The organism is Tabrizicola sp., from assembly GCF_030373185.1.
Classification (GTDB): domain Bacteria; phylum Pseudomonadota; class Alphaproteobacteria; order Rhodobacterales; family Rhodobacteraceae; genus Tabrizicola.
On the sequence record NZ_JAUCZH010000009.1, the window covers coordinates 38,201 to 59,596 of the forward strand.

Genomic DNA, 21,396 nt, shown 5'->3' on the forward strand with positions numbered 1-21,396 from the left:
GCTGCCTTCTGCGCCCGCTGCGGTGAGGTCGTGTTGACGGTCCCTGCCTAGGGTCGCGGGTCAAGGCGATCCTGCGGAGGTTTTCATGCCCGATGATACGACGATCCTGTCGCTGCCCCTGATCCTTCCGGCGCAGGCGCAGAAACATGTTACCCACAACGAGGCACTGGTGCAGCTGGACCTGATTGTCCAGCTGGCGGTGATCAACCGGACACTGACCGCACCTCCGGCGCTGCCATCGGTCGGGGACCGGCATATCGTGGGGCCTGCGCCGACGGGTGACTGGGCAGGGCAGGCGGGCCAGATCGCACTATTCTCCGAGACGGGGTGGCAGTTCACCCAACCCCTGCCCGGCTGGCAGGCGCATGTGCTGGCCGAGGGGCAGACCGCGGCCTTTGACGGGCTGGCGTGGAAGGCCGTGTCGGACGGGCCGCTTGCGGTCAGTCAGCTTGGGGTTTCGGCTACGGCGGATGCGACGAACCGTCTGACGGTTGCCGCGCCGGCGACACTTTTGAACCATGCGGGGGGCGGCCATCAGCTGAAACTGAACAAGGCCTCGACGGGGGACACAGCCAGTCTTCTGTTCCAGACCGGGTTTTCCGGCCGGGCCGAGATGGGAGCCGCGGGGACGGATGATTTCTCGGTCAAGGTCAGCGCTGACGGGTCAGGGTTCGCCACTGCCCTGACCGCCGAGGCGGCGACGGGCGAGGTGACATTGCCGCAGCCCCTGCATCTGGGCGGGCAGGCGGCGGACCCCGCAAGCCCGGGCGATGGCACGCTGTGGCTGAACACCACAACCGGCGAGGTGAAGGTGCGCAGCGCGGGCAATACCCTGCCGCTGGGAGGTGGTGGCGGCGGTGTCAGCGACGGCGACAAGGGCGATATCACCGTGTCCGGCGGCGGCGCGGTCTGGACGATTGATGACGGCGCTGTGGGGTTGGGCAAGTTGACCAGCATGGCGACGGCCAGCTTTCTTGGCCGCACCGCTTCAGGGACAGGCAGTCCCGAAGTCATGACCCCGGCAGATGCGCGAGGCTTGTTGAACGTGGCAGACGGGGCCACGGCGAATGCGACAGATGCCGCCTTGCGGGATCGTGCGACGCACAGCGGCTCGCAACTCGCCGCGACGATCAGCGATCTTGCGGCGGCGGTTGCGGCAACTGCGGCGGTCACGGCCAACGCTGCCAAGGTGACAAACGCAACCCATACTGGCGATGTGACCGGCAGCGGCGCGCTGACCATTGCCGCGGACGCGGTGACGAACGCCAAACTCGCTGACATGGCAACCGCCACGATCAAGGGCCGCAGCACGGCAGGCACAGGTGACCCGGAAGATCTGAGTGCGACGCAGGCCACGGCCTTGCTGGACATCTTCAGCAGCGGCGCAAAGGGCCTTGTCCCGGCCTCGGGCGGGGGAACGGCCAACTTTCTGCGGGCAGATGGCACGTTTGCAGCGCCTCCGGGTGGTGGCGGGGGCGCGCCGGGCGGTGTGTCGGGCGAAGTGCAATGGAACAACGCCGGCGCCTTCGCAGGCGCGGCGGACGTAGAGATCGAGGGCGGACAGCTTCGGCTTGCGACTATCGGCGCGCCAGCCGCGCCGGCTGCGGATGGCCTCAAGCTGTTCGGGCGGTCCCTTGCCGGGCGGGCAATGCCTGCGTTCATGGGGCCAAGCGGTCTTGATACGGCAGTGCAGCCGTTCTTCGGGCGCAACAAGATTGGCATGTGGCAGCCGGTCGGCAACAGCACGACCGTCCAGACCTTCGGTTTCACCGGGGCAACAACCGGTACGGCCACAACCGAGAGCGTCGCGACGACGCGGCTTTTCACCTATATGCGGCGGCTGAGCTACCGGGTGACGAGCGCCTCGTCCACCGCTGTTGTCGGTCTGCGGGCGTCACAGCGGCAATATACGATCAACGGGCCTGTCGACAGCCTTGGCGGGTTGCATCTCGTTTGGCGCTGGGGGATGGCGACCGGGGCGGCAACCGCGACCCACCGTTCCTTCGTCGGTATGGCGGCCACCACCAGCGCGCCGACCGATGCGGAACCGTCCGCTTCGTTGAACATCTGCGGTATGGGCTGGGATGCGGGGGATACCAACGTCCAGTTCATGCACAACGATGGCTCCGGCACTGCAACCAAGATCGATCTGGGGATGCCCAAGCCGACCGTTGACGCCACGGATGTGTTTGAAATCGCCCTCTTTGCCCCACCCGGAACGGCGCGCATTCTGCAATACGAGGTCAGGAACCTTGAAACAGGCGCAAGCGCAACCGGAACGGTCACAACCGATCTGCCCGATGCCACGAACCTTCTGGCGCCCTGGTCTCGCCTGAGCGTCGGCGGCACGTCTTCGGTCATCGGAATGGCTGTGATGGGGCTTTACGTCGAGACGGATTACTGAGGGCTGCCAGTGCCGTCGGAGGCACCTGTTGCCCGCCTGCGATCTGGCCCTGACCTGGGCCGATCATGCAGGTGCCACCGGCCGCGCGGCGCGGCTTTGCATTGTGAAACGTTGCCGGGCGGCAAATCTTGCCGCACGGCCCACTTTTCAAACGCTTGTCGCCATTTGACAGCCTTGATCGCTGTGCATAGACGAGGCTTGGAGTGGAGTTTGAGGGTTTGTAATGCGGATTGCGATGATCGGGACGGGCTATGTCGGTCTTGTCTCGGGAACCTGTTTCTCTGATTTTGGTCACGATGTGATCTGTGTCGACAAGGACGCAGCCAAGATCGAACGGTTGCGACGCGGCGAAGTGCCGATCTTCGAACCGGGGCTTGAGGCGCTTTTGGCCAAGAACACCGCCGCGGGGCGATTGTCGTTCACGACCAATCTGGCCGAGGCGGTGGACGGGGCCGAAGCGGTGTTCATCGCCGTTGGCACCCCGACGCGCCGGGGCGATGGGCATGCGGACCTGAGCTATGTGATGGCCGCTGCCGCAGAGATCGGGCAGGCGCTGACCGGCTATGCGGTGGTGGTGACGAAATCCACGGTCCCGGTCGGCACCAACCGCAAGGTGGCCGAGGTGATCAAGGCCACCAAACCGGACGCGGCATTCGATGTCGCCTCTAACCCGGAATTCCTGCGCGAGGGCGCAGCGATCGACGATTTCATGCATCCCGACCGGGTGGTCGTGGGTGTCGAGACCGAGCAGGCAAGAAAGCTGATGGCGGAACTGTACCGGCCCCTTTCGTTGCGCGAATTTCCGATGGTCTACACCGGGCTGGAAAGCGCCGAGATGATCAAATACGCGGCAAACGCGTTTCTGGCCACGAAGATCACCTTCATCAACGAAATCGCCGCCTTGTGCGAAAGGGTGGGGGCGGATGTGAAGGCCGTGGCAAAGGGCATGGGCATGGACGGCCGGATCGGCGACAAGTTCCTGCACGCCGGGCCGGGCTACGGCGGCAGCTGTTTTCCAAAGGATACCAAGGCCTTGGCGCGGATCGGGCAGGATCATGCCGTGCCGATGCAGATTGTCGAGACGGTCATCAAGGTCAATGACGAGGTCAAGCGCCGGATGATCGACAAGATCGTCGATCTTTGCGACGGAACCTTGCGCGAAAAGACGATCGCCGTCCTTGGCGTGACCTTCAAGCCCAACACCGATGACATGCGGGACGCTCCGTCCCTGACCATCATCCCGGCGCTGCTGGGCGCCGGGGCGAAGGTGCGGGTCACCGACCCACAAGGCCGCCACGAAGGGGAAGCGCTGTTGCCGGGGGTGAAGTGGGTCGACAGCCCCTATCAGGCGGCTATGGGGGCGGATCTTCTGGCGATGATGACCGAGTGGAACGAATTCCGCGGTCTTGATCTGGCCAAGCTGGCGCGCAAGATGGCGGTGCCGCAGATGGCCGATCTGCGGAATGTCTACGACCCCGCCGAAGTGCGGGAGGCGGGCTTTGCCCGCTATGTCGGCATCGGTCGGTAGCGGGCGGCAGGTTGCGCCCTTGCGCAGCGCCCGGTCCGGGCCGGGTGCTTGTGGCGTCGAGTCTTGGAATTTCCTGCGGCTTTGCTAAAAATCCGCAGGAAACGTCGTCTTTCCGCCTCAGGCTGATTACCCGTCGGTAACCTGATCCCGGCACCCTGCCTCTTGGGTAAATGGGTTGTGTGGGGCTTGGGATGTATACCTTTCAGGTGATGGAGACGTTCACGGCTGCGCCGTTGAACATGGTCTCTGGTATCAGCGACATGGAATTGGTGGTGCAGGGCGGCAATGTCCTGCTTTACACCGCCACGCGCGCCGGCGGCGGTGTTCTGGCGCTGGACGTTGATGCCGGGATGTCGCTGGTGTCTCAGGCCCAGATCGCGCCGGGGATGACCCTTCCGGCCAAGGCAGCGCTGGAGGTGTTGCAGATCGGCGGCGCGCAACATCTGGTGGTCACCGGGGCCAATCAGGGCGCGGTTCAGGCGCATGGCCTGCAACCCGGTGGCGCGCTGGCAAGTCCGCTGCAACTGTCCGGCAGCCTTGCCGGCACGCTTTGCGCCCAGACTGTCGTGCAGGCCGACGGGGCGACCTATTTCTATGCCGCGCGGATGGGGGAAAGCGCGATCCACGCCTATCAGGTAGCCCCCGACGGCAGCATGACGCTGGTCGCCACCCGGGTGATTGACGGCCCCGGTCCCGGTGTCGATCTTGCGGCGCTGACCCCGGTCACGGTCGCTGGCGAAAGCTACCTTGTCAGCCTGTCGCTGACCGGCGATGTGGTGCGCTCCTTTCCGATCGGGTCGGATGGTGCGCTGGGCAATCCGCAGATGCTGGGCGCTCCGCAAGGGTTGGGCATTGCCGATCCATCGGCCGTGCAGGTGGTCTTGATGGGAGAGCTGACCTATCTTCTGGTCGCCTCGCCTGGATCGTCGTCGCTGAGTGTGCTGGAAATGTCTTCGGGCGGAGTGATGCGCGTGGCCGATCATGTGGTCGACACGCTTGACACCCGGTTTCAGGGCGTCCAGGCGGTAGCGACGGCCATGCTCGGGGATCGGGTCTTTGTCATGGTCGGGGGCGCTGACGGTGGCGTCACGCTGATGACGCTTATGCCGGATGGTCGGCTGGTGATGGTCGGACAGCAGCTTCAGGCCCCCGGGCTTGCGCTGCACAACATCACCGCGATGACGGCAAGGGTGGTCGATGGCCGGATCGATCTGTTCGTTGCCGGCGAAGGCAGCGGCATCACCCGCTTGCAGATCGACCCCGGCCCGCTTGCACCGATCCGGAACGGCGGGGCCGGGCCGGAGACGATCATCGGCTCTGCATCCGGTGACATGATCATCGGCGGCGACGGTGACGAACGGATCGAAGGTGGTGCCGGTGCCGATCTCGTGGCCGATGGGGCCGGGACGGATACGCTGTTTGGCGGGGCCGGGGCCGATATCTTTGTGATGGCTGCGGATGGCGTGGCCGATGTGATCGGGGATTTCCAGCTTGGCATCGACCGGGTCGACCTGTCCGCCTGGGGACAGATCCACGCGCTTTCCGCGTTGAGCATCACCGCGTTTGCGAACGGCGCTCTGATTGTCTACGGCGACGAGGTGCTGGAAATCCGGTCGGCCAATGGCCTGCCGATCCTTCCCGCAGCATTCAGGCTGATCGATTTCATCGGCCTGTGGCATGCCCCGCCGACCGCCGACGCCAGCCCGCGGATCGAAGGTACGATACAGGCGGATCTTTTGAATGGCACCGACGGCGATGATATATTCCTGGTCTCGCTGGGCAACGACACCATTGTCGGCGGTGATGGATTTGACCTGCTTGACTTCAGCAATGCTACCGGGGCCGTCGGGCTGAACCTTCAGGCACCACACCAGAATAGCGGTCTTGCCGCTGGTCAGACCTATCTGTCGGTCGAAGGGGCCATCGGGACGCAATTCGCGGACAGCTTTACCGGCAACGGTGCCGACAATCTGTTCGACGGCGCGGCTGGAAACGACAGGCTCTTCGGTGGTGCCGGGAATGACTCGCTTTACGGCGGCACGGGAAATGACACTTTGTGGGGGGGGACCGGGGCCGATCTGCTGGATGGTGGCGCGGGCCGGGATCGCATCAGCTATTTCCAGGCAAGTTCGGGCATCCTGCTGGATCTTGGCAACCCGGCGCGCAATACCGGCGAAGCGGCAGGGGATACATTTCTCAGCATCGAAGAATTTGAAGGCTCGCGGCATGCCGATACGCTTGTCGGCGATGGCGCGGCAAATGTCCTTTATGGTTCAGACGGCAACGACTTCATCGAGGGGGCTGCCGGTGACGATAGTCTGTTCGGTGGCAACGGGAATGACACCTTGATTGGCGGGGCCGGTGCGGACCGGATGGACGGTGGTTCCGGGATCGACAGGGCAAGCTACCGCGACAGTAGCGCCGGCATCTATCTTGATCGCACAAACCTGAGCCTGTCGACGGGCGAGGCGGTCGGCGACACCTTCCTTTCCATCGAGGAGTTCGAGCTTTCACAGCATGCCGACAGTTTCTTCGGCACCACGCTTGGCGATATTGCCCATGGCCTTGCCGGCGATGACCTGATGGACGGGCGCGCGGGCAATGACCTTCTGTCGGGCGGCGGCGGTGCCGATACGCTGGTTGGCGGTGACGGCGATGACTGGCTGGACGGCGGGTCAGAGGCCGACACGCTTCTTGGCGGCAACGGTGCCGACACGCTTTACGGGGACACGGGCAACGATCTGCTGGACGGCGGCTCGGGCCATGACCGGATGTATGGCGGGTCGGGCGATGATCGTCTTTTTGGAGGAACCGGCCTTGACTGGCTGTTCGGCGGATCGGGGGCGGACCATCTGGACGGCGGATCGGCCAATGACCTTCTGGACGGCGGCGCTGACAACGACACCCTCCTGGGCGGCGATGGCAATGACACGCTGGTCGGCGGGGCCGGGGCAGACCGGCTGGACGGGGGGGCGGGGCGCGATCTTGCGTCTTACCGCGATGCGGGTGCGGGCGTGCTGGCCGACCTTGCCAACGCAGGCCAGAACACGGGCGACGCGCTGGGGGACGTCTATATCGGGATCGAGGATCTGGAGGGGTCGGCCCATGCCGACACGCTGCGGGGCGATGCGGCGGCGAACCTGATCCTTGGCGCGAACGGCGATGACTGGCTGGACGGTGGCGGCGGGGCCGACACTCTTGTCGGCGGCAACGGTGCCGACACGCTTTACGGGGACACGGGCAACGATCTGCTGGACGGCGGCTCGGGCCATGACCGGATGTATGGCGGGTCGGGCGATGATCGTCTTTTTGGAGGAACCGGCCTTGACTGGCTGTTCGGCGGATCGGGGGCGGACCATCTGGACGGCGGATCGGCCAATGACCTTCTGGACGGCGGCGCTGACAACGACACCCTCCTGGGCGGTAGCGGCGATGACATGCTGGTCGGTGGGGCCGGGGCGGATACGTTCATTTTTTCGGCCGGGCGCGATGTGATCTCTGACTTCGAGGATGGGGTGGACCGCATCCTTCTGGACCGGGCGCTTTGGCCGGGCGAACCGCCATCGCTCAATGACCTGCTGGCCGGGGCAATGGTCACGGCAGCAGGCGTTGTCCTCTCTCTGGGTGAGGGGAACACGCTGGACATCCGGGGAATTTTCGACGCATCTCTGCTGGTGGACGATATCGCGTTCCTTTGAGGAAAGGCGACTGGAGGCAGTATGGCAGACCGGGTCTTGGTGACGGGTGGTGCGGGCTATGTCGGGGCTCATGCCTGCAAGGCCTTGGCACGGGCCGGGTATCTTCCGGTCGTCTTTGACAATCTGTCGAATGGCTGGGCCGAGGCGGTCAAATGGGGTCCGTTGGTGCGGGGCGACCTGATGGACCGGCCAGACATCGATGCGGCACTTGCCGAACACCGGCCCGTTGCGGTGATGCATTTTGCGGCCCTGTCACTTGTTGGGGAATCGGTGAAAGATCCCGCGCTTTACTGGCGGGTGAATGTCGGGGGTGCGCTGAACCTGCTGGAGTCGTGCAGCGCCGCGGGGGTGAAGAACTTTGTCTTTTCATCTACTTGCGCGACCTATGGCGATCAGGACGGGGTGCTATTGACCGAAGACACCCCGCAGCGTCCGATCAACGCCTATGGCGGGTCGAAGTTGGCCATCGAACAGATGCTGCGCGATTTCGGTGTGGCGCACGGGATCAATCATGTGATCTTCCGCTATTTCAACGTGGCCGGTGCGGACCCCGATGGCGAGATCGGCGAACAGCATCGCCCGGAAACCCATCTGATCCCGCTGATGCTGGACGCGGTGGCGGGCAAACGGCCGGCGCTGACCGTGTTCGGCACCGATTACCCGACACCGGATGGCACCTGCCTGCGCGATTATGTGCATGTGGCTGATCTTGCGGGGGCGCATGTCCTTGGGCTGCGACGGCTTCTGGATGGGCGGGGCAACGGGGTCTTCTGTCTGGGAACCGGACGGGGATTTTCGGTGCGCGAGGTGATCGAGGCCAGCCGGGCCGTGACCAACCGGGAGGTGCCGGTGGTGATGGGTGAAAGACGCCCGGGGGACGCGGCGGCGCTGGTGTCATCGTCAACGCGGGCGGTTGCGGAATTGGGCTGGGAGCCACAACATTCATCGCTTCGCCAGATGATCGGTGACGCCTGGGCCTGGGCGCAGAAGCCGGGATTTTCAGCCTGACCCGATATCAGGCGCGCGGTCAGATGTCCCAGTCCGGCGCGGGTTTCGCCTGCGTCTTTGCCGCCTGCCCGTCAAGCCGCAGCCAGCCGCCACGGACCGGCAGCTTGCGTTCTGCGCCCCAGTCGCCGGTGATGGTCAGCTCATCCCCTTCCAGCATCACTCCGGCGATGGCTTGGCCCGTGGGCCACTGGACCGCCCCAAGGATGTGACGAACCTCGACGGTTCCCATCGGGTCCAGCGTCACAAGGGCAGGTTGGCCAGCGGCGGTCAGGGGATCGGGGGTTTCGCGCGAGGACAGGCCAAGGACGGGCAGCGCCGCGCCTTCCTCGACCCCAAGGCAGCCTTTGTGCCGCCCGTTCCATGGCGCGTAGTCGCGGCCACCGTTGGAGTGCCACAGCATCGTCATCGGCAGGGCGCGGGCATTCTTCAGCGACAGGATCAGATCACCCTCGGCGGGGCGGACAACGGCGGTCCAGCCAAGCAGGGTGCCGGGGTCATCGACACCGGTGACGAAATCCTCATGCGCCGCACCCCAGGGGTAGCGGTGCAGGTTCACCGTGCCGCCATCCGCGCCCGGAAAATCGGCTGCGTCCTCATGCCGTCTGGGGTAGGCAAGGCACGAGCGGCCTTCTGTGGTTTCCATCGGTTCGGCCAGCGTTTCCCACCAGCGCTTGCGCGAGAAGGACAGCTTCGCGCCATTCGGAACCGAGATCATCGCGTGGTTGGACACCGGCAGCGCGCCGGTGCCGCCGATGAACAGGTGGCGCTGGTAGACGAAGGGCTGGTCGTCGGTGACGGAAAGCTCCTTGACGATGGTGGCGCCTGACACCGCCCCTTCCAGAACCGCGCGCAGCGTGCCGGGGTCGGCGGGTGTGATGTGCCAGTCACCGTTTGCGGTCAGCCCGTGCAGGCCGCCCGGGCTGGCCCCCATTGGAGCGGCAAGGAAATCACCGGCCAGCCAGCGCTGATGCGGCGGCGCCTCCGGTGGCACTTCGTCGGCAGACCATGGCGCGCGGTGCAGCGGGCTGATCGGAGTGCCTTCGTCGGTGACGGTAAACCCGGCAAGCACACCCCCCCGTGGGGCAAAGTCGAAGCTGATGCCCCGGGCGGTTGTGGTGACGGTCATGGCCGGGTTTCCTTGAGCTGATCGGGGGGCTGATCGGGTGTCAGGCTAACGCCCCCTGCCACCGGGCCGCAAGGGCGCAGAGGGAACTGGCATGTCAGTTTGACAGCCGCTAGGGTGGCGACAAGACCGGTATGGAGGGATCACGCGATGGGACGGCTGGACGGCAAGACGGTTCTGGTGACAGCGGCTGGGCAGGGGATCGGGCGGGCCTCGGCGCTGGCCCTGGCCAAGGAAGGCGCGCGGATCATCGCAACCGATGTGAACGAAGCGGCGCTGGCAGAACTGGCATCGGCGGGGCTGGAGACGCGGTTGCTGAACGTGCGCGACCCCGATGCCATCACCGCCACTTTTGCCGCAATCGGCACGCCGGATGTGCTGTTCAACTGCGCGGGCTTCGTGGCCAATGGCACGATCCTTGATTGTGACGAGGACGCCTGGGCCTTCAGTCTGGATCTGAACCTGACGGCGATGTACCGGATGTGCCGGGCGGTGCTGCCGGGAATGGCGGCGCGCGGGCATGGCAACATCATCAACATGGCCTCGGCGGTGGGGTCGATCATCGCGGCACCGAACCGCTTCGTCTACGGGGTGACCAAGGCCGGCGTGATCGGGATGACCAAGGCGATTGCGGCCGATTTCGTGACCAAGGGCATCCGCTGCAACGCGATCTGCCCCGGGACGGTGGAAAGCCCGTCGCTGAACCAGCGGATGCGCGATACCGGCGACTATGAGGCGGCGCGCAAGGCTTTCATCGCCCGGCAGCCGATGGGCCGGATTGCCAGCGCCGAAGAGATTGCCGCACTGGTGGTCTATCTGGCGTCCGACGAATCTGCCTTCACCACGGGCGTGCCGCATGTGATCGACGGCGGCTGGTCCAACGTCTGAGCCGGGGGCGGGGCGCTTGTCGCCCCGCTTCAGGCCTTCACCCCGCCAAGATCGGCAAGGATCGGGCAATCGGGCCGGTTGTCGCCCGCGCAGGCGTGGACAAGATGTTGCAGCGTTGCCTTCATCTCTTCCATCTCGCGGATCCGGGTTTCAAGCGCCGCGACCTGTGCTGCGGCCAGTCGTTTGACATCGGCGCTGGCCCGGTCCCGGTCACGCCAGAGCGCCAGAAGTTCGGCCACCCGGTCCATCGGAAAGCCAAGGTCGCGCGCCCGGCGGATAAAGCGCAAGAGCTGCACGTCGCGCGGCCCATAGGTCCGGTAACCGGACGCGGTGCGCCCAACGGGCGGGATCAGGCCGGTTTCCTCATAATAGCGGATCATCTTGGCCGACACGCCCGAGGCGCTGGCTGCTTCGCCAATGTTCATGAGCGGGCTCCGTATCGTTTCAGGCGCAGGGCGTTGGTCAGGACGAAGACCGACGACAGCGCCATTGCCCCCGCCGCAAGGACGGGTGACAAGAGGATGCCGAAGGTCGGGTAAAGCGCCCCGGCGGCCACCGGGATCAGGGCGACGTTGTAGGCGAAGGCCCAGAACAGGTTCTGCCGGATGTTCGCCATGGTGGCGCGCGACAGGCCGATTGCTTCGGCCAGCGCGGGCAGGCGGCCCGCCACCAGCACCACATCCGCCGCCTCGATTGCGACATCGGTGCCGGTCCCCATCGCCACGCCCACATCCGCATGGGCCAGCGCGGGCGCATCATTGATGCCGTCACCGACGAAGGCCAGCTTGCCAAGGGCTTTCAGCCGGTCCACCGCCTGCACCTTGCCTTCGGGGGTCACCTCGGCGACCACCTCATCGATGCCAAGGGTCGCAGCGATGGCGCGGGCGGTGCGGGCATCGTCGCCCGAGATCATCGCCAGCCGCAAGCCTTGCGCCTTCAAGGCGGCAATCGCGGCGGGGGTGGTGGGCTTCACCGCATCGGCCACCGACAGAAGTGCTACCAGCCGTCCGTCCCGCGCCGCAAAGACCGGGCTTTCGCCCCGTTCGGCAAACGTGGTGGCAAGATCAGCGAAGGGGCTGATGTCGATCCTGCGTGCGGCCATCTCGCGGGCGGCACCGATGACGATTTCAACGCCATTCACCCGTGCCGAAACCCCGTGGCCGGGGCTGGCGCGAAAGCCCTCGGTTTCGGGCAGCGTCATCCCGTCGGCCGCCGCGACGATGGCGCGGGCAACGGGATGTTCCGACTGCGCCTCGACCGCCGCCAGAAGGGGCAGCAGGGTTTCGCGCGTCTCGCCTTCGGACGGGTGAAAGCCGGTCAGGGTGGGCTTGCCTTCGGTCAGGGTGCCGGTCTTGTCGAAGGCCACGACCTCTACGCCCTGCAAGGCCTGCAACGCCTCGCCCTTGCGAAAGAGCACGCCCAGTTCCGCCCCGCGCCCGGTGCCGACAAGGATCGAGACCGGCGTGGCAAGGCCCATCGCGCAGGGGCAGGCGATTATCAGGACGGCAACCGCATTGACCAGCGCCATTGGCAGGGCGGGGGCGGGGCCAAGGGCCAGCCAGACCGCGAAGGTCAGCACCGCCAGCGTCATGACCGCCGGCACGAACCACAGCGTCACCCGGTCCACCAGCGCCTGTATCGGCAGCTTGCCGCCTTGTGCGGCCTCGACCATGCGGATGATGCGCGACAGCATGGTGTCGGCCCCAACGGCGGTTGCCTGCATCACCAGCGCGCCGGTCTGGTTGACGGTGCCGCCGATCAGCCTTTCGCCCGTGGTCTTGGCCACGGGGACCGGCTCTCCGGTGACCATCGCCTCGTCGACCCAGCTTGTCCCGCTGGTTACCAGCCCATCCACCGGCACCCTTTCGCCGGGGCGCAGGTCCAAGAGGTCGCCCGGCCGCACCTCGGCCACCGGCACATCCACCGTCACCCCGTCGCGCCGCAGATGGGCAATGGCAGGTTGCAGCCCGATCAGCCGTTCGATCGCCTGCGACGACCGGCCCCGCGCCCGGGATTCCAGCAACCGGCCCAGCAGGATCAGTGTCACGATCATCGCCGCAGCCTCGAAATAGACGGCGACGGTGCCGGGCGGCAACAGGGCAGGCAGGAAGGTGGCCAGCGTCGAATAGGCCCAGGCCGCCCCCGCCCCCATCGCCACCAGAGACGACATGTCCGGCGCGCCCTGCACAAGGGCGGGGATGCCCTTGGCAAAGAAGCGCCGCCCCGGCACGGCAAGGATCAGCGTGGTCAGCGCAAACTGGATCAGCCAGCTGTTGCCCATCCCGATGGTCGCATGCACCCAGTGGTGAAAGGCCGGAACCATGTGGCCGCCCATTTCCAGCACGAAGACCGGCAGCGTCAGGATGGCAGCAAGGATCACGTTGCGCTTCAGGCCCGATGCCTCCCGCGTGCGGCGTTCGCCTGCGGTCTCGGCATTGGCGGCCCCGGCGATCTGCGCGCCGTAGCCCGAGGCCCGGACCGCCGCCAGCAAGGCCCCGGCTTCGGCCACACCTTCGATGCGCGCGCTTTCGGTGGCAAGGTTGACGTTTGCCGCCGTGACCCCCGGCACCGCCCGCAAGGCGCGTTCGACCCGGGCCACGCATGACGCGCAGGTCATCCCGTCGATGGCAATCTCTTGCACGGTGGTGGTGACGGCATAGCCTGCCTTCTCCACCGCGCGGATCAAGGCCTCGGGCGTGGCCGTTCCCGAGACCTCGGCGCGTTCGGTGGCAAGGTTCACATTGGCCGCCGTCACGCCCGGCTGGGCGCGAAGCGCGCGCTCCACCCGCCCGGCGCAGGCGGCGCAGGACATGCCGGTGACGGGCAGCGAAAGCGGTTCGACAGGTAAGGTGGCGGTCATGGTCCATGGATCCTTTGGCCGGAGACCTTTGGTATATGGGGCTTCCCATGATGGGAAGGTCAAGGCCAATAAACCGGATTTTTGCAGATAGGGCAGGAGCGCCTTCCGTTGGATCATGGCGGATTGAGGCTTGCCGTCCTCCGGTCAGACCGGCAAATTCGTCCCGCAGGGCAGGGCAACCAGACGAACGGCGTCACCCGGTCCATCGTTGTGCAAAGGAAAATCCAGATGACCGACACATTCGCCCGCTACCCAAGCCTTGCCGGCAAGGTCGTCTATGTCACTGGCGGTGCATCCGGGATTGGGGCCGAGATCGTGGCGGCCTTTGCCAATCAGGGCGCGAAGGTCGGATTTGTCGACATGGATGCAAGTGCAAGCGCCGCGCTCTGCGCCGCACATTCAAACGTGACGCATGAGGTCTGTGATCTGCGCGACATCGACGCCTTGCGCGCCGCCTTCGCAAAGCTGCGGTCAAGGATAGGGCCGGCGGAGGTTCTGGTCAACAACGCCGCAAGGGATGATCGGCACGCCTGGCACGATGTCACGCCGGAATATTGGGACGACCGGATGCACACAAACTTGCGGCACCAGTTCTTTGCGACACAGGCCGTCGCGCCGGGCATGATCGCCAACGGCGGTGGGTCGATCATCAACATGGGGTCGAACAGCTGGTTCGAAGCAGGCGGCGGTTTTCCGGCCTATGCCACCGCAAAGGCCGCGGTTCATGGTCTGACCCGGACAATGGCACGGGATCTGGGCAAGCACAGGATCCGCGTCAATGCGGTCGTCCCCGGCTGGGTCATGACCGAACGGCAAAAGACGCTGTGGGCGAAACCCGAAGCCATCGAGGCACACCGCGCGCGGCAATGCCTGCCCGACCTGATCGAGCCGGTCTATGTCGCGCGCATGGTCCTGTTCCTTGCCTCGGACGACGCGGCAATGTGCACCGCAAGCAGCTACATGGTCGAGGCCGGATCAATCTGAGCAAAGGACAGGCCAGTGCGGGGGCGGACCATGGTCTGGAGCACCGGTGCAGGCCTGAACCCCCGAACGTGTCTGTGGCGCCTATCTTCTTGACCTGAAAGGGAGAAAAATGGTGCTGCAAGAGAGGATTGAACTCTCGACCTCTCCCTTACCAAGGGAGTGCTCTACCACTGAGCTACTGCAGCGCTGTTGGTGGCGGGGGAATAGACGCAATCGGCAGGGCGTGCAAGAGGGTTTTCCGCCAGTCCGATGCATGTTGGTTGACGGTCTGGCGGCGGATGACTGGCAGGGTGACTGGCCCGGCTGACTGGCCCGGCTGACTGGACCGCTCTGCCGCGCTGCGCTATGGAGAGGGCCATGCGTACCCCATCCAACCCGCCGAACCCTGACCGGCCCGCAAATGCCAAGCCTGCAAAGGTGCGGGAAGACCGGTTGAAGGCGGCGCTCAAGGCCAATATGGCGCGCAGGAAGGCTCAGGCAAAGGCCCGGAATGCCGGGGAACCGGTGTCTGGGAAAACCGCGTCCGGGGAAACCGACGACAACTGATACGAAGGCGGATAGGGCAGATGGATTCGATTCTGGTGCGCGGCAACGGGGCTTTGTCGGGGGTGATTCCGATCGCGGGGGCGAAGAACGCTTGCCTCACGCTGATGCCGGCGACCTTGCTGAGCGACGAGCCGTTGACACTGACCAACGCGCCGCGCCTGTCGGATATCGCCACGATGACCCAGCTTTTGCAGTCGCTGGGGGCCGAGGTTGCCAGTCTGCAGGACGGGCTGGTGCTGGCGATGTCGTCCCATTCGATCACCAACCACACGGCCGACTACGACATCGTGCGCAAGATGCGGGCCTCCATCCTTGTGCTGGGGCCGATGCTGGCGCGCTATGGCCATGCGATCGTGTCCTTGCCCGGCGGCTGTGCCATCGGGGCGCGGCCAGTGGATCTGCACTTGCGCGCGCTGGAGGCGATGGGGGCGGAACTGGATCTGCGCGACGGCTATGTCCATGCCAAGGCGCCCGGAGGGCGGCTGAGGGGGGCGGTGTTCGAATTTCCCTTCGTGTCGGTCGGGGCCACGGAAAACGCGCTGATGGCGGCGACGCTGGCGAAGGGGACGACGGTTCTGAAGAACGCCGCGCGGGAACCCGAGATCGTGGACCTTGCGCGTTGCCTGCGGAAGATGGGCGCGAAGATCGAGGGCGAGGGGACATCGACCCTGACCATCGAAGGCACGGACCGGCTGGGCGGGGCCACGCATCCCGTGGTCACCGACCGGATCGAGCTTGGCACCTACATGCTGGTCCCGGCGATCTGCGGCGGCGAGGTGGAATGTCTGGGCGGCACGCTGGAACTGGTGGGCGCTTTTGCCGAAAAGCTGGATCAGGCCGGGGTGTCGGTGACCGAAACCGACCGGGGGCTGAAAGTGTCGCGCAAGAATGGCCGGGTCCGGGCGGTGAATGTCACGACCGAACCGTTCCCGGGGTTTCCGACCGATCTTCAGGCACAGATGATGGCGCTGCTTTGCACGGCGGACGGGGTGTCGGTGCTGGAGGAAAAGATCTTCGAGAACCGTTTCATGCATGCGCCGGAGCTTTTGCGGATGGGGGCCAGGATTGACGTGCATGGCGGCACGGCGACAGTGACCGGGGTTGACCGGCTCAAGGGCGCTCCGGTGATGGCGACGGATTTGCGGGCCAGTGTCAGCCTGATCCTTGCCGGCCTTGCGGCGGAGGGTGAGACAGTGGTTTCCCGCGTCTACCACCTTGATCGCGGCTATGAGCGGGTGGAAGAAAAGCTGCGCGCCTGTGGGGCGCAAATCGAACGGATAAGTGCATGACGGATGCCAAGTACGAAGATGGAGGCGAGGCGCCGCTGCATCTTGTGGCGCAGGACGCCGAGGATGTGCAGGTGATTTCGGCGCTGGTGCAGGATGCGGTCCTGCCGGTGACCGAGATGAAGCACGATGCCAAGCGCCGCCGCTTTGCCATGCTGGTGAACCGGTTTCGCTGGGAGGACCGGACCGAGGCCGAGACGGTTGGGCGTGCATATGAGCGGGTGCGGTCGGTGCTGGTCATCGAGGATGTGCTGAAAGTGCAAAGCCATGGCTTTGACCGGGCTGACAAGGATCTTGTCCTGTCGCTGTTGTCGATCAGCTTCGAGCCGGGGGCGGACGGGACGGGACGGCTGGTGCTGGTGCTGGCGGGTGACGGCGGCTTGGCGCTGGAGGTCGAGGCGCTTGAGCTGCGGCTGGAAGATGTGACGCGGCCTTACCGCGCGCCGTCGGGCAAGGTGCCGGCGCACGAATGACCGTTTGCCTGCGGTGCCAAGCGGGTGCGGCGGGCTGTCTGCCCCTTTTGCGGCCAAGACTGCGACCGTGGGCGCTGGGACCGTGTCGCGCCCCGGGGCCAGATGCCCATTTCCTTCCTGAGGATATTTGGCGACAGAAACCTGTCTTGCGGTTCTGTGCTTGAGAGGGCAGGCCGGGCGCGCTATCTGAGCGGGTCTGCCATGGAGGTCATTTGATGCCGGTTTTCCTGTCCAGCGCCGACCCGGGCTTTGAAGCCGCTTTTGCCGCTCTTCTGGGGATGAAGCGGGAAGAGGCCGAAGACGTGGATCAGGTCGTGGCCCATATCATCGCCGATGTCCGGGCGCGGGGCGATGCGGCGGTGCTGGAACTGACCGCGCGGTTTGACCGGCTGGAGCTGACACCCGAAACGTTGGCCTTTTCCAAGGCCGAGATTGCCGCAGAGATTGCCAAGGTCGGGGCCGAGGATCGCGCGGCGCTGGAACTGGCCGCAGGGCGTATCCGCGACTATCACGACCGCCAGAAGCCCGAGGATGCGCGCTGGACGGAAAGCTCGGGTGCGGAACTTGGCTGGCGCTGGACGCCGGTTTCGGCGGCGGGGCTCTATGTGCCGGGGGGGCTTGCGTCCTATCCGTCCTCGGTCCTGATGAACGCGATTCCGGCCAAGGTGGCGGGGGTGGGGCGGCTGGTTGTGGCCTGCCCGACGCCGGGTGGGGTGGTCAACCCGCTGGTCCTTCTGGCGGCCGAGATTGCCGGGGTCGATCTGGTGTTGCGGATCGGGGGCGCGCAGGCGATTGCGGCCCTGGCTTACGGGACCGAAACCATTGCCCCGGTGGACAAGATCACCGGGCCGGGCAACGCCTATGTGGCGGCGGCCAAGCGCCGGGTCTTTGGCCGGGTGGGGATCGACATGATCGCCGGGCCGTCCGAGATTCTGGTCATCGCCGATGGCGACAATGACCCCGATTGGGTGGCGCTTGACCTGCTGAGCCAGGCGGAACATGACGCAAGCGCGCAGTCGATCCTGATCACCACCGATCCCGGCTTTGGTCAGGCCGTGGCCCGCGCGGTGGACAAGCGGCTGGAGACGCTGGAGCGGCGCGCGATTGCCGGGGCAAGCTGGCGTGACAATGGCGCGGTGATCACTGTGCGCGGGCTGGACGAGGCGGCGGCCCTGGCCAATCGGATAGCGCCGGAACACCTTGAGTTGATGGTCGCGGACCCTGACGCCTTGGCCGCGAAAATCCCTCATGCCGGGGCGATCTTCCTTGGGGCCTTCACGCCCGAGGCGATTGGCGACTATGTCGGCGGGCCGAACCATGTGCTGCCAACTGCCCGGTCGGCCCGGTTTTCCAGCGGATTGTCGGTCCTGGATTTCATGAAGCGCACCACGCTGGCCAAGATGACCCCCGCCGCGCTGAAGGCCATTGGTCCGGCGGCTGAACGGCTGGCAATCAGCGAAAGCCTTGAGGCGCATGGCCTGAGCGTGCGGGCGCGGCTGGACCGGCTGAACGGGTGACGCCGGCCTAAACCCTTGCGCTGGCGCATCCGGTCGGGCATCACGGGCAGGTCTTTCGTGCAAGGCTCCGCCCCATGACCAATCGCATCTGCCAGATCGAGATCGACGAGAAGGGCCTCGTCCGCCCAACGCCGGAAATCGAACAGGAACGCCGTGTGGCGATCTATGACCTGTTGGAGGAGAACTCGTTCGGGTTGCCGCCAAAGCCGGACCGGATCCACCCCGAAGGCCCCTACCGCGTGCGGCTGGCGATCCGTGAGGGGCGGCTGGTCTTTGACATCGGCACGGAAGATGGTGACAAGGCGGCCGAATTTCACCTGTCGCTTGGCCCCTTCCGGCAGGTGGTGAAGGACTATTTCCAGATCTGCGAGAACTACTTCGATGCGGTCAAACGGCTGCCACCCTCGCAGATCGAGGCGATCGACATGGCCCGGCGCGGCATCCACAACGAGGGGGCTTCGATCCTGCGCGAAAGGCTGGAGGGCAAGGCCGATGTCGATAACGACACGGCCCGGCGCCTGTTCACCCTGATCTGCGTCCTGCACTGGGGCTGATCTTGGGCGATTTCCCCCAGTCTGTGCTGTTCTGCTGCGACCACAACGCCGTCAGGTCGCCCATGGCCGAGGCGCTGATGAAGAAGATGTACGGCCAGCGCGCCTATGTGCAGTCGGCGGGCGTCAAGAACGACATGGAGATCGACGGTTTCTCTATCGCCGTCTGTCAGGAGCTGGGGATCGAGCTTTCCCGCCACCGGTCCCGCAGCTTTGAAGAAATGCAGGAATGGGGCGATGACCTTAGCCAGTTTGACCTGATCGTGGCACTTAGCCCCGCCAGTCAGCGGATGGCGCTGGAACTGACGCGCTTTCATCATCTGGATATCGAATACTGGCCGATCCTTGACCCTACCGGTCTGGGCGAGACGCGAGATGCCAAACTCGCGGCCTACCGTCAGGCGCGCGATCAGATCAGGGACCGGATGCTTGCAAGGTTCGGACCGCCGACCGAAAAGTAGCGGCCGCCGAACCGTCGGCCGCTGATCTGGTTCCATTCAAACCCGTTGCCGGATTGGCTCAGGCCTTCGGCATCACGAACTTGAACGTCTTTATACCCGGAAGCAGCCCGCTGACGTCTTCGATGCAGCTGTTGAACGTGTGGTTCGCCGGGATATGAACCGAACCTTCGGCATGGAAACTGGTGCCTTTGTGTTCCACCGTTGACGAAGAGCTGTTGGCGGCCACGTTGATGTCGCCATTCACAATCATTGCGACGTTGGAGGCGGTGAAGTCCGAATTCACGCTCATCCCGCTCATCGTCATGACATAGACCTTGCGCTTGAGGTCGCAGTTCTTGAGCGGATCGCCGATAACCGCGCCTTGCTCCGCCTTGATCACCGAAGAGGACGAAATCCGGGTGCTGATGAGCAGCGACGCGTCGATGCGCGAGTTTGGCCCGACATCAAAGCCGCAGTTGGAAATCACCGCGACCCCACTGATGGTTTCAATCGTGGTCGTGCTTTCCGTGGCGTTCTTGCGGTTTGTCGTGCCGCCGATCGTGATCCAGCTGTCGGGGCCGTTGCCCTTGTCCTTGCAGGTCACGTTGTAGACCAGCCCGGTCGGAAGTTTGCCGCCGGTATTGAACATCAGATCATTGAACTGCGCGGCGGTCAGGGGAACGACCGACCCTGTCTTAAGTTGACTGGTGACCACCGTCGGTTTCAGCTTATCAAACGGCTCCAGAAGATTGGCATTCATTTCCTTGCCCTTGAAGAAATCGGTCTTCATCTTCAGGTCGGATGATGTACCCAGCATTGCGCTCGTCACGGTGGAAATATGGTCAGCAACCGACGGCATCGGCAGGTTCATTGCGAACACGGCGTCTTCGATGCCCGGATTTGCGGTGTCCACGCACTTGCTCTTGCAGGCGGCAAGATTTGGCATGGACACGCCCGAGCCATATTCGAAGAAATTCTGCTGCGGCAACCAGACCCCGGTCTGGCTGTGGACGCAGTAGGTGGGACCGATCCAGTTGCCCGAGGTCAGCGTGACCTGGCCCTTGGCATAGATCCCGTCAGACGACGTGCATTCGCCCGGCTGGCCGTAATAGGCGACGCTGGTCGCGGTCACCTCAAGGAAATCGACCCCGGCAAAGCGCAGCAGGCCGGTGTTGACCGGGTTCTCGACGCTTCTGTCCCGGTAAAGCGTAACCTTCACCGCATTGGGCGTGCCTGAAATCAGCGTGCGGGTTTTCGGGTCAAAGCGCACAAGCTCCACATCCTGCTCGCCATGGTAAATCTTGCCGGCCACAGACGCCGGGGCGTTCTGCACCGCGGCCGCCAAGGCTGTGGTCTTGATCTCTGTGGCGGGCTTCTTTTCCGCAAGGGCGATGATCCCGGCCTGAGCCGCCGCATCGGCAGCCAGCGTCAGATGCTCTTTCTGCCGAAAAAGGTTGCTTATATCGACAGCAATACCGCCGATCATGGCACAGACCACCAGACCGAAAAGGGAAAACGTGGTCATGCCACCATCGTCTTCCGAAGCGAACGGCGCGACGGAGCTTGCCATCTTGGTCGAAGGGGTTCTGATCTTCATCAAATAGGCTCCATGGTACTGATCGCCACGGCGGAAATCGTGTCGCCGACAGCATAACTGATGATGCCGAACGGTGCCGAAGAAGCGGCATCGCTGGAAAGGATGACTGTTACAAAGCCGTTCGCGATCGTGACTTGCGCGGTGGCAGCGGATTTCATGGTGCTGGCTGCGGCGGCGGCGTAAACCTGTGCCTCTGCGGGTGTCATTGCATGGAGTGAAACGACCCGTGCCGTGTCCCGCGAGACGTTCATGAGCGTGGAGTGGCGCAGAAAAAGGAGGCTGGCATCCGTGACCAGCAGCACCAAGGTGGTGAACAGGGGGACCATGAAAACGAACTCGACCGTGGCCGTACCGTTCTCCGCCTGAACAAAGCGGCGGACCTTTCGCCGAATGTCAGTCAGGACCAATTTCACTCGCATGTAGTTCTCCACCGGACTGTGGAGTGCCCCCCCTGAAGTGGTCCACCAACTGGGATATGATGATCCCATTTCTT

The 21,396-nt window shown here is 64.8% G+C and carries 17 protein-coding genes and 1 tRNA gene; 12 read left to right on the plus strand and 6 right to left on the minus strand.

The genetic code is table 11. The features are described 5' to 3' along the window. Positions 1-85: 85 nt before the first annotated feature. The 4 genes from QUV21_RS16765 to galE all read left to right on the plus strand — a co-directional run bounded on the left by QUV21_RS16765 (position 86) and on the right by galE (position 8,638). The gene (locus QUV21_RS16765; protein ID WP_300856453.1) at positions 86-2,404 is read left to right on the plus strand and encodes a DUF2793 domain-containing protein; all 2,319 of its coding nucleotides are present in this window, start codon (positions 86-88) and stop codon (positions 2,402-2,404) included. Positions 2,405-2,627: 223 nt separating this feature from the next. Then, positions 2,628-3,932 (plus strand): UDP-glucose/GDP-mannose dehydrogenase family protein, encoded by a 1,305-nt coding sequence (locus QUV21_RS16770; protein ID WP_300856454.1) that lies wholly within the window; start codon positions 2,628-2,630, stop codon positions 3,930-3,932. 191 nt (positions 3,933-4,123) lie between these two features. Continuing rightward, entirely contained in the window at positions 4,124-7,630 is a 3,507-nt protein-coding gene (locus QUV21_RS16775) for a hypothetical protein (RefSeq protein ID WP_300856456.1), read from the plus strand. Between the two features lie 21 nt (positions 7,631-7,651). After that, a complete protein-coding gene (gene galE, locus QUV21_RS16780) occupies positions 7,652-8,638 on the plus strand; it encodes a UDP-glucose 4-epimerase GalE (protein ID WP_300856458.1) in 987 nt (328 codons plus the stop codon). Between the two features lie 19 nt (positions 8,639-8,657). On the opposite strand, the gene QUV21_RS16785 is transcribed toward galE, so the two are convergent. Further along, complete coding sequence (locus QUV21_RS16785) at positions 8,658-9,764, minus strand: hypothetical protein (RefSeq protein ID WP_300856459.1); 1,107 nt, start codon at positions 9,762-9,764, stop codon at positions 8,658-8,660. A 147-nt stretch (positions 9,765-9,911) separates the two neighbouring features. Here QUV21_RS16785 and QUV21_RS16790 point away from each other — a divergent pair, with 147 nt between their 5' ends. Next, complete coding sequence (locus tag QUV21_RS16790; RefSeq protein WP_300856461.1) at positions 9,912-10,649, plus strand: SDR family oxidoreductase; 738 nt, start codon at positions 9,912-9,914, stop codon at positions 10,647-10,649. A gap of 29 nt (positions 10,650-10,678) precedes the next feature. Here the strand turns inward: QUV21_RS16790 and cueR are convergent, their stop codons facing one another. Together cueR and QUV21_RS16800 are read right to left on the minus strand one after the other, a co-directional pair. Beyond that, positions 10,679-11,074 carry a Cu(I)-responsive transcriptional regulator gene (gene cueR, locus QUV21_RS16795; protein WP_300856462.1) on the minus strand — a complete coding sequence of 132 codons (396 nt, stop codon included), beginning with the start codon at positions 11,072-11,074 and terminating at the stop codon, positions 10,679-10,681. Further along, on the minus strand, positions 11,071-13,509 hold the full coding sequence (locus tag QUV21_RS16800) for a heavy metal translocating P-type ATPase (RefSeq protein WP_300856463.1): 2,439 nt from the start codon (positions 13,507-13,509) through the stop codon (positions 11,071-11,073). The genes cueR and QUV21_RS16800 overlap by 4 nt, the downstream gene beginning before the upstream one ends. 228 nt (positions 13,510-13,737) lie before the next feature. On the opposite strand from QUV21_RS16800, the gene QUV21_RS16805 reads away from it, so the two are divergent. Beyond that, on the plus strand, positions 13,738-14,493 hold the full coding sequence (locus QUV21_RS16805) for an SDR family oxidoreductase (RefSeq protein WP_300856464.1): 756 nt from the start codon (positions 13,738-13,740) through the stop codon (positions 14,491-14,493). 110 nt (positions 14,494-14,603) lie between these two features. Here QUV21_RS16805 and QUV21_RS16810 read toward each other — a convergent pair. Continuing rightward, positions 14,604-14,678, minus strand: a tRNA-Thr gene (locus QUV21_RS16810). Positions 14,679-14,850: 172 nt separating this feature from the next. Here QUV21_RS16810 and QUV21_RS16815 point away from each other — a divergent pair. The 6 genes from QUV21_RS16815 to QUV21_RS16840 all read left to right on the plus strand — a co-directional run bounded on the left by QUV21_RS16815 (position 14,851) and on the right by QUV21_RS16840 (position 19,327). Continuing rightward, positions 14,851-15,039 (plus strand): hypothetical protein, encoded by a 189-nt coding sequence (locus QUV21_RS16815; RefSeq protein WP_300856466.1) that lies wholly within the window; start codon positions 14,851-14,853, stop codon positions 15,037-15,039. A 20-nt stretch (positions 15,040-15,059) separates the two neighbouring features. Beyond that, positions 15,060-16,328, plus strand: a complete 1,269-nt coding sequence (gene murA / locus QUV21_RS16820; protein WP_300856467.1) for a UDP-N-acetylglucosamine 1-carboxyvinyltransferase — start codon at positions 15,060-15,062, stop codon at positions 16,326-16,328. Then, positions 16,325-16,798, plus strand: coding sequence for a DUF2948 family protein (locus QUV21_RS16825; protein WP_300856469.1), 474 nt, complete (start codon positions 16,325-16,327; stop codon positions 16,796-16,798). The genes murA and QUV21_RS16825 overlap by 4 nt, the downstream gene beginning before the upstream one ends. 215 nt (positions 16,799-17,013) lie before the next feature. Then, positions 17,014-18,315 carry a histidinol dehydrogenase gene (hisD, locus tag QUV21_RS16830; protein WP_300856470.1) on the plus strand — a complete coding sequence of 434 codons (1,302 nt, stop codon included), beginning with the start codon at positions 17,014-17,016 and terminating at the stop codon, positions 18,313-18,315. Between the two features lie 74 nt (positions 18,316-18,389). Then, positions 18,390-18,869: a UPF0262 family protein gene (locus QUV21_RS16835; protein WP_300856471.1), complete on the plus strand. Its 480-nt coding sequence runs from the start codon at positions 18,390-18,392 to the stop codon at positions 18,867-18,869. After that, positions 18,869-19,327 carry a low molecular weight phosphatase family protein gene (locus QUV21_RS16840; RefSeq protein WP_300856481.1) on the plus strand — a complete coding sequence of 153 codons (459 nt, stop codon included), beginning with the start codon at positions 18,869-18,871 and terminating at the stop codon, positions 19,325-19,327. The genes QUV21_RS16835 and QUV21_RS16840 overlap by 1 nt, the downstream gene beginning before the upstream one ends. Positions 19,328-19,385: 58 nt before the next feature. Here QUV21_RS16840 and QUV21_RS16845 read toward each other — a convergent pair whose 3' ends face one another. After that, complete coding sequence (locus tag QUV21_RS16845) at positions 19,386-20,903, minus strand: pilus assembly protein TadG-related protein (protein ID WP_300856473.1); 1,518 nt, start codon at positions 20,901-20,903, stop codon at positions 19,386-19,388. Beyond that, entirely contained in the window at positions 20,903-21,322 is a 420-nt protein-coding gene (locus QUV21_RS16850; RefSeq protein WP_300856474.1) for a TadE family protein, read from the minus strand. Before QUV21_RS16850 ends, QUV21_RS16845 begins: the two co-directional genes overlap by 1 nt. Positions 21,323-21,396 lie beyond the last annotated feature (74 nt).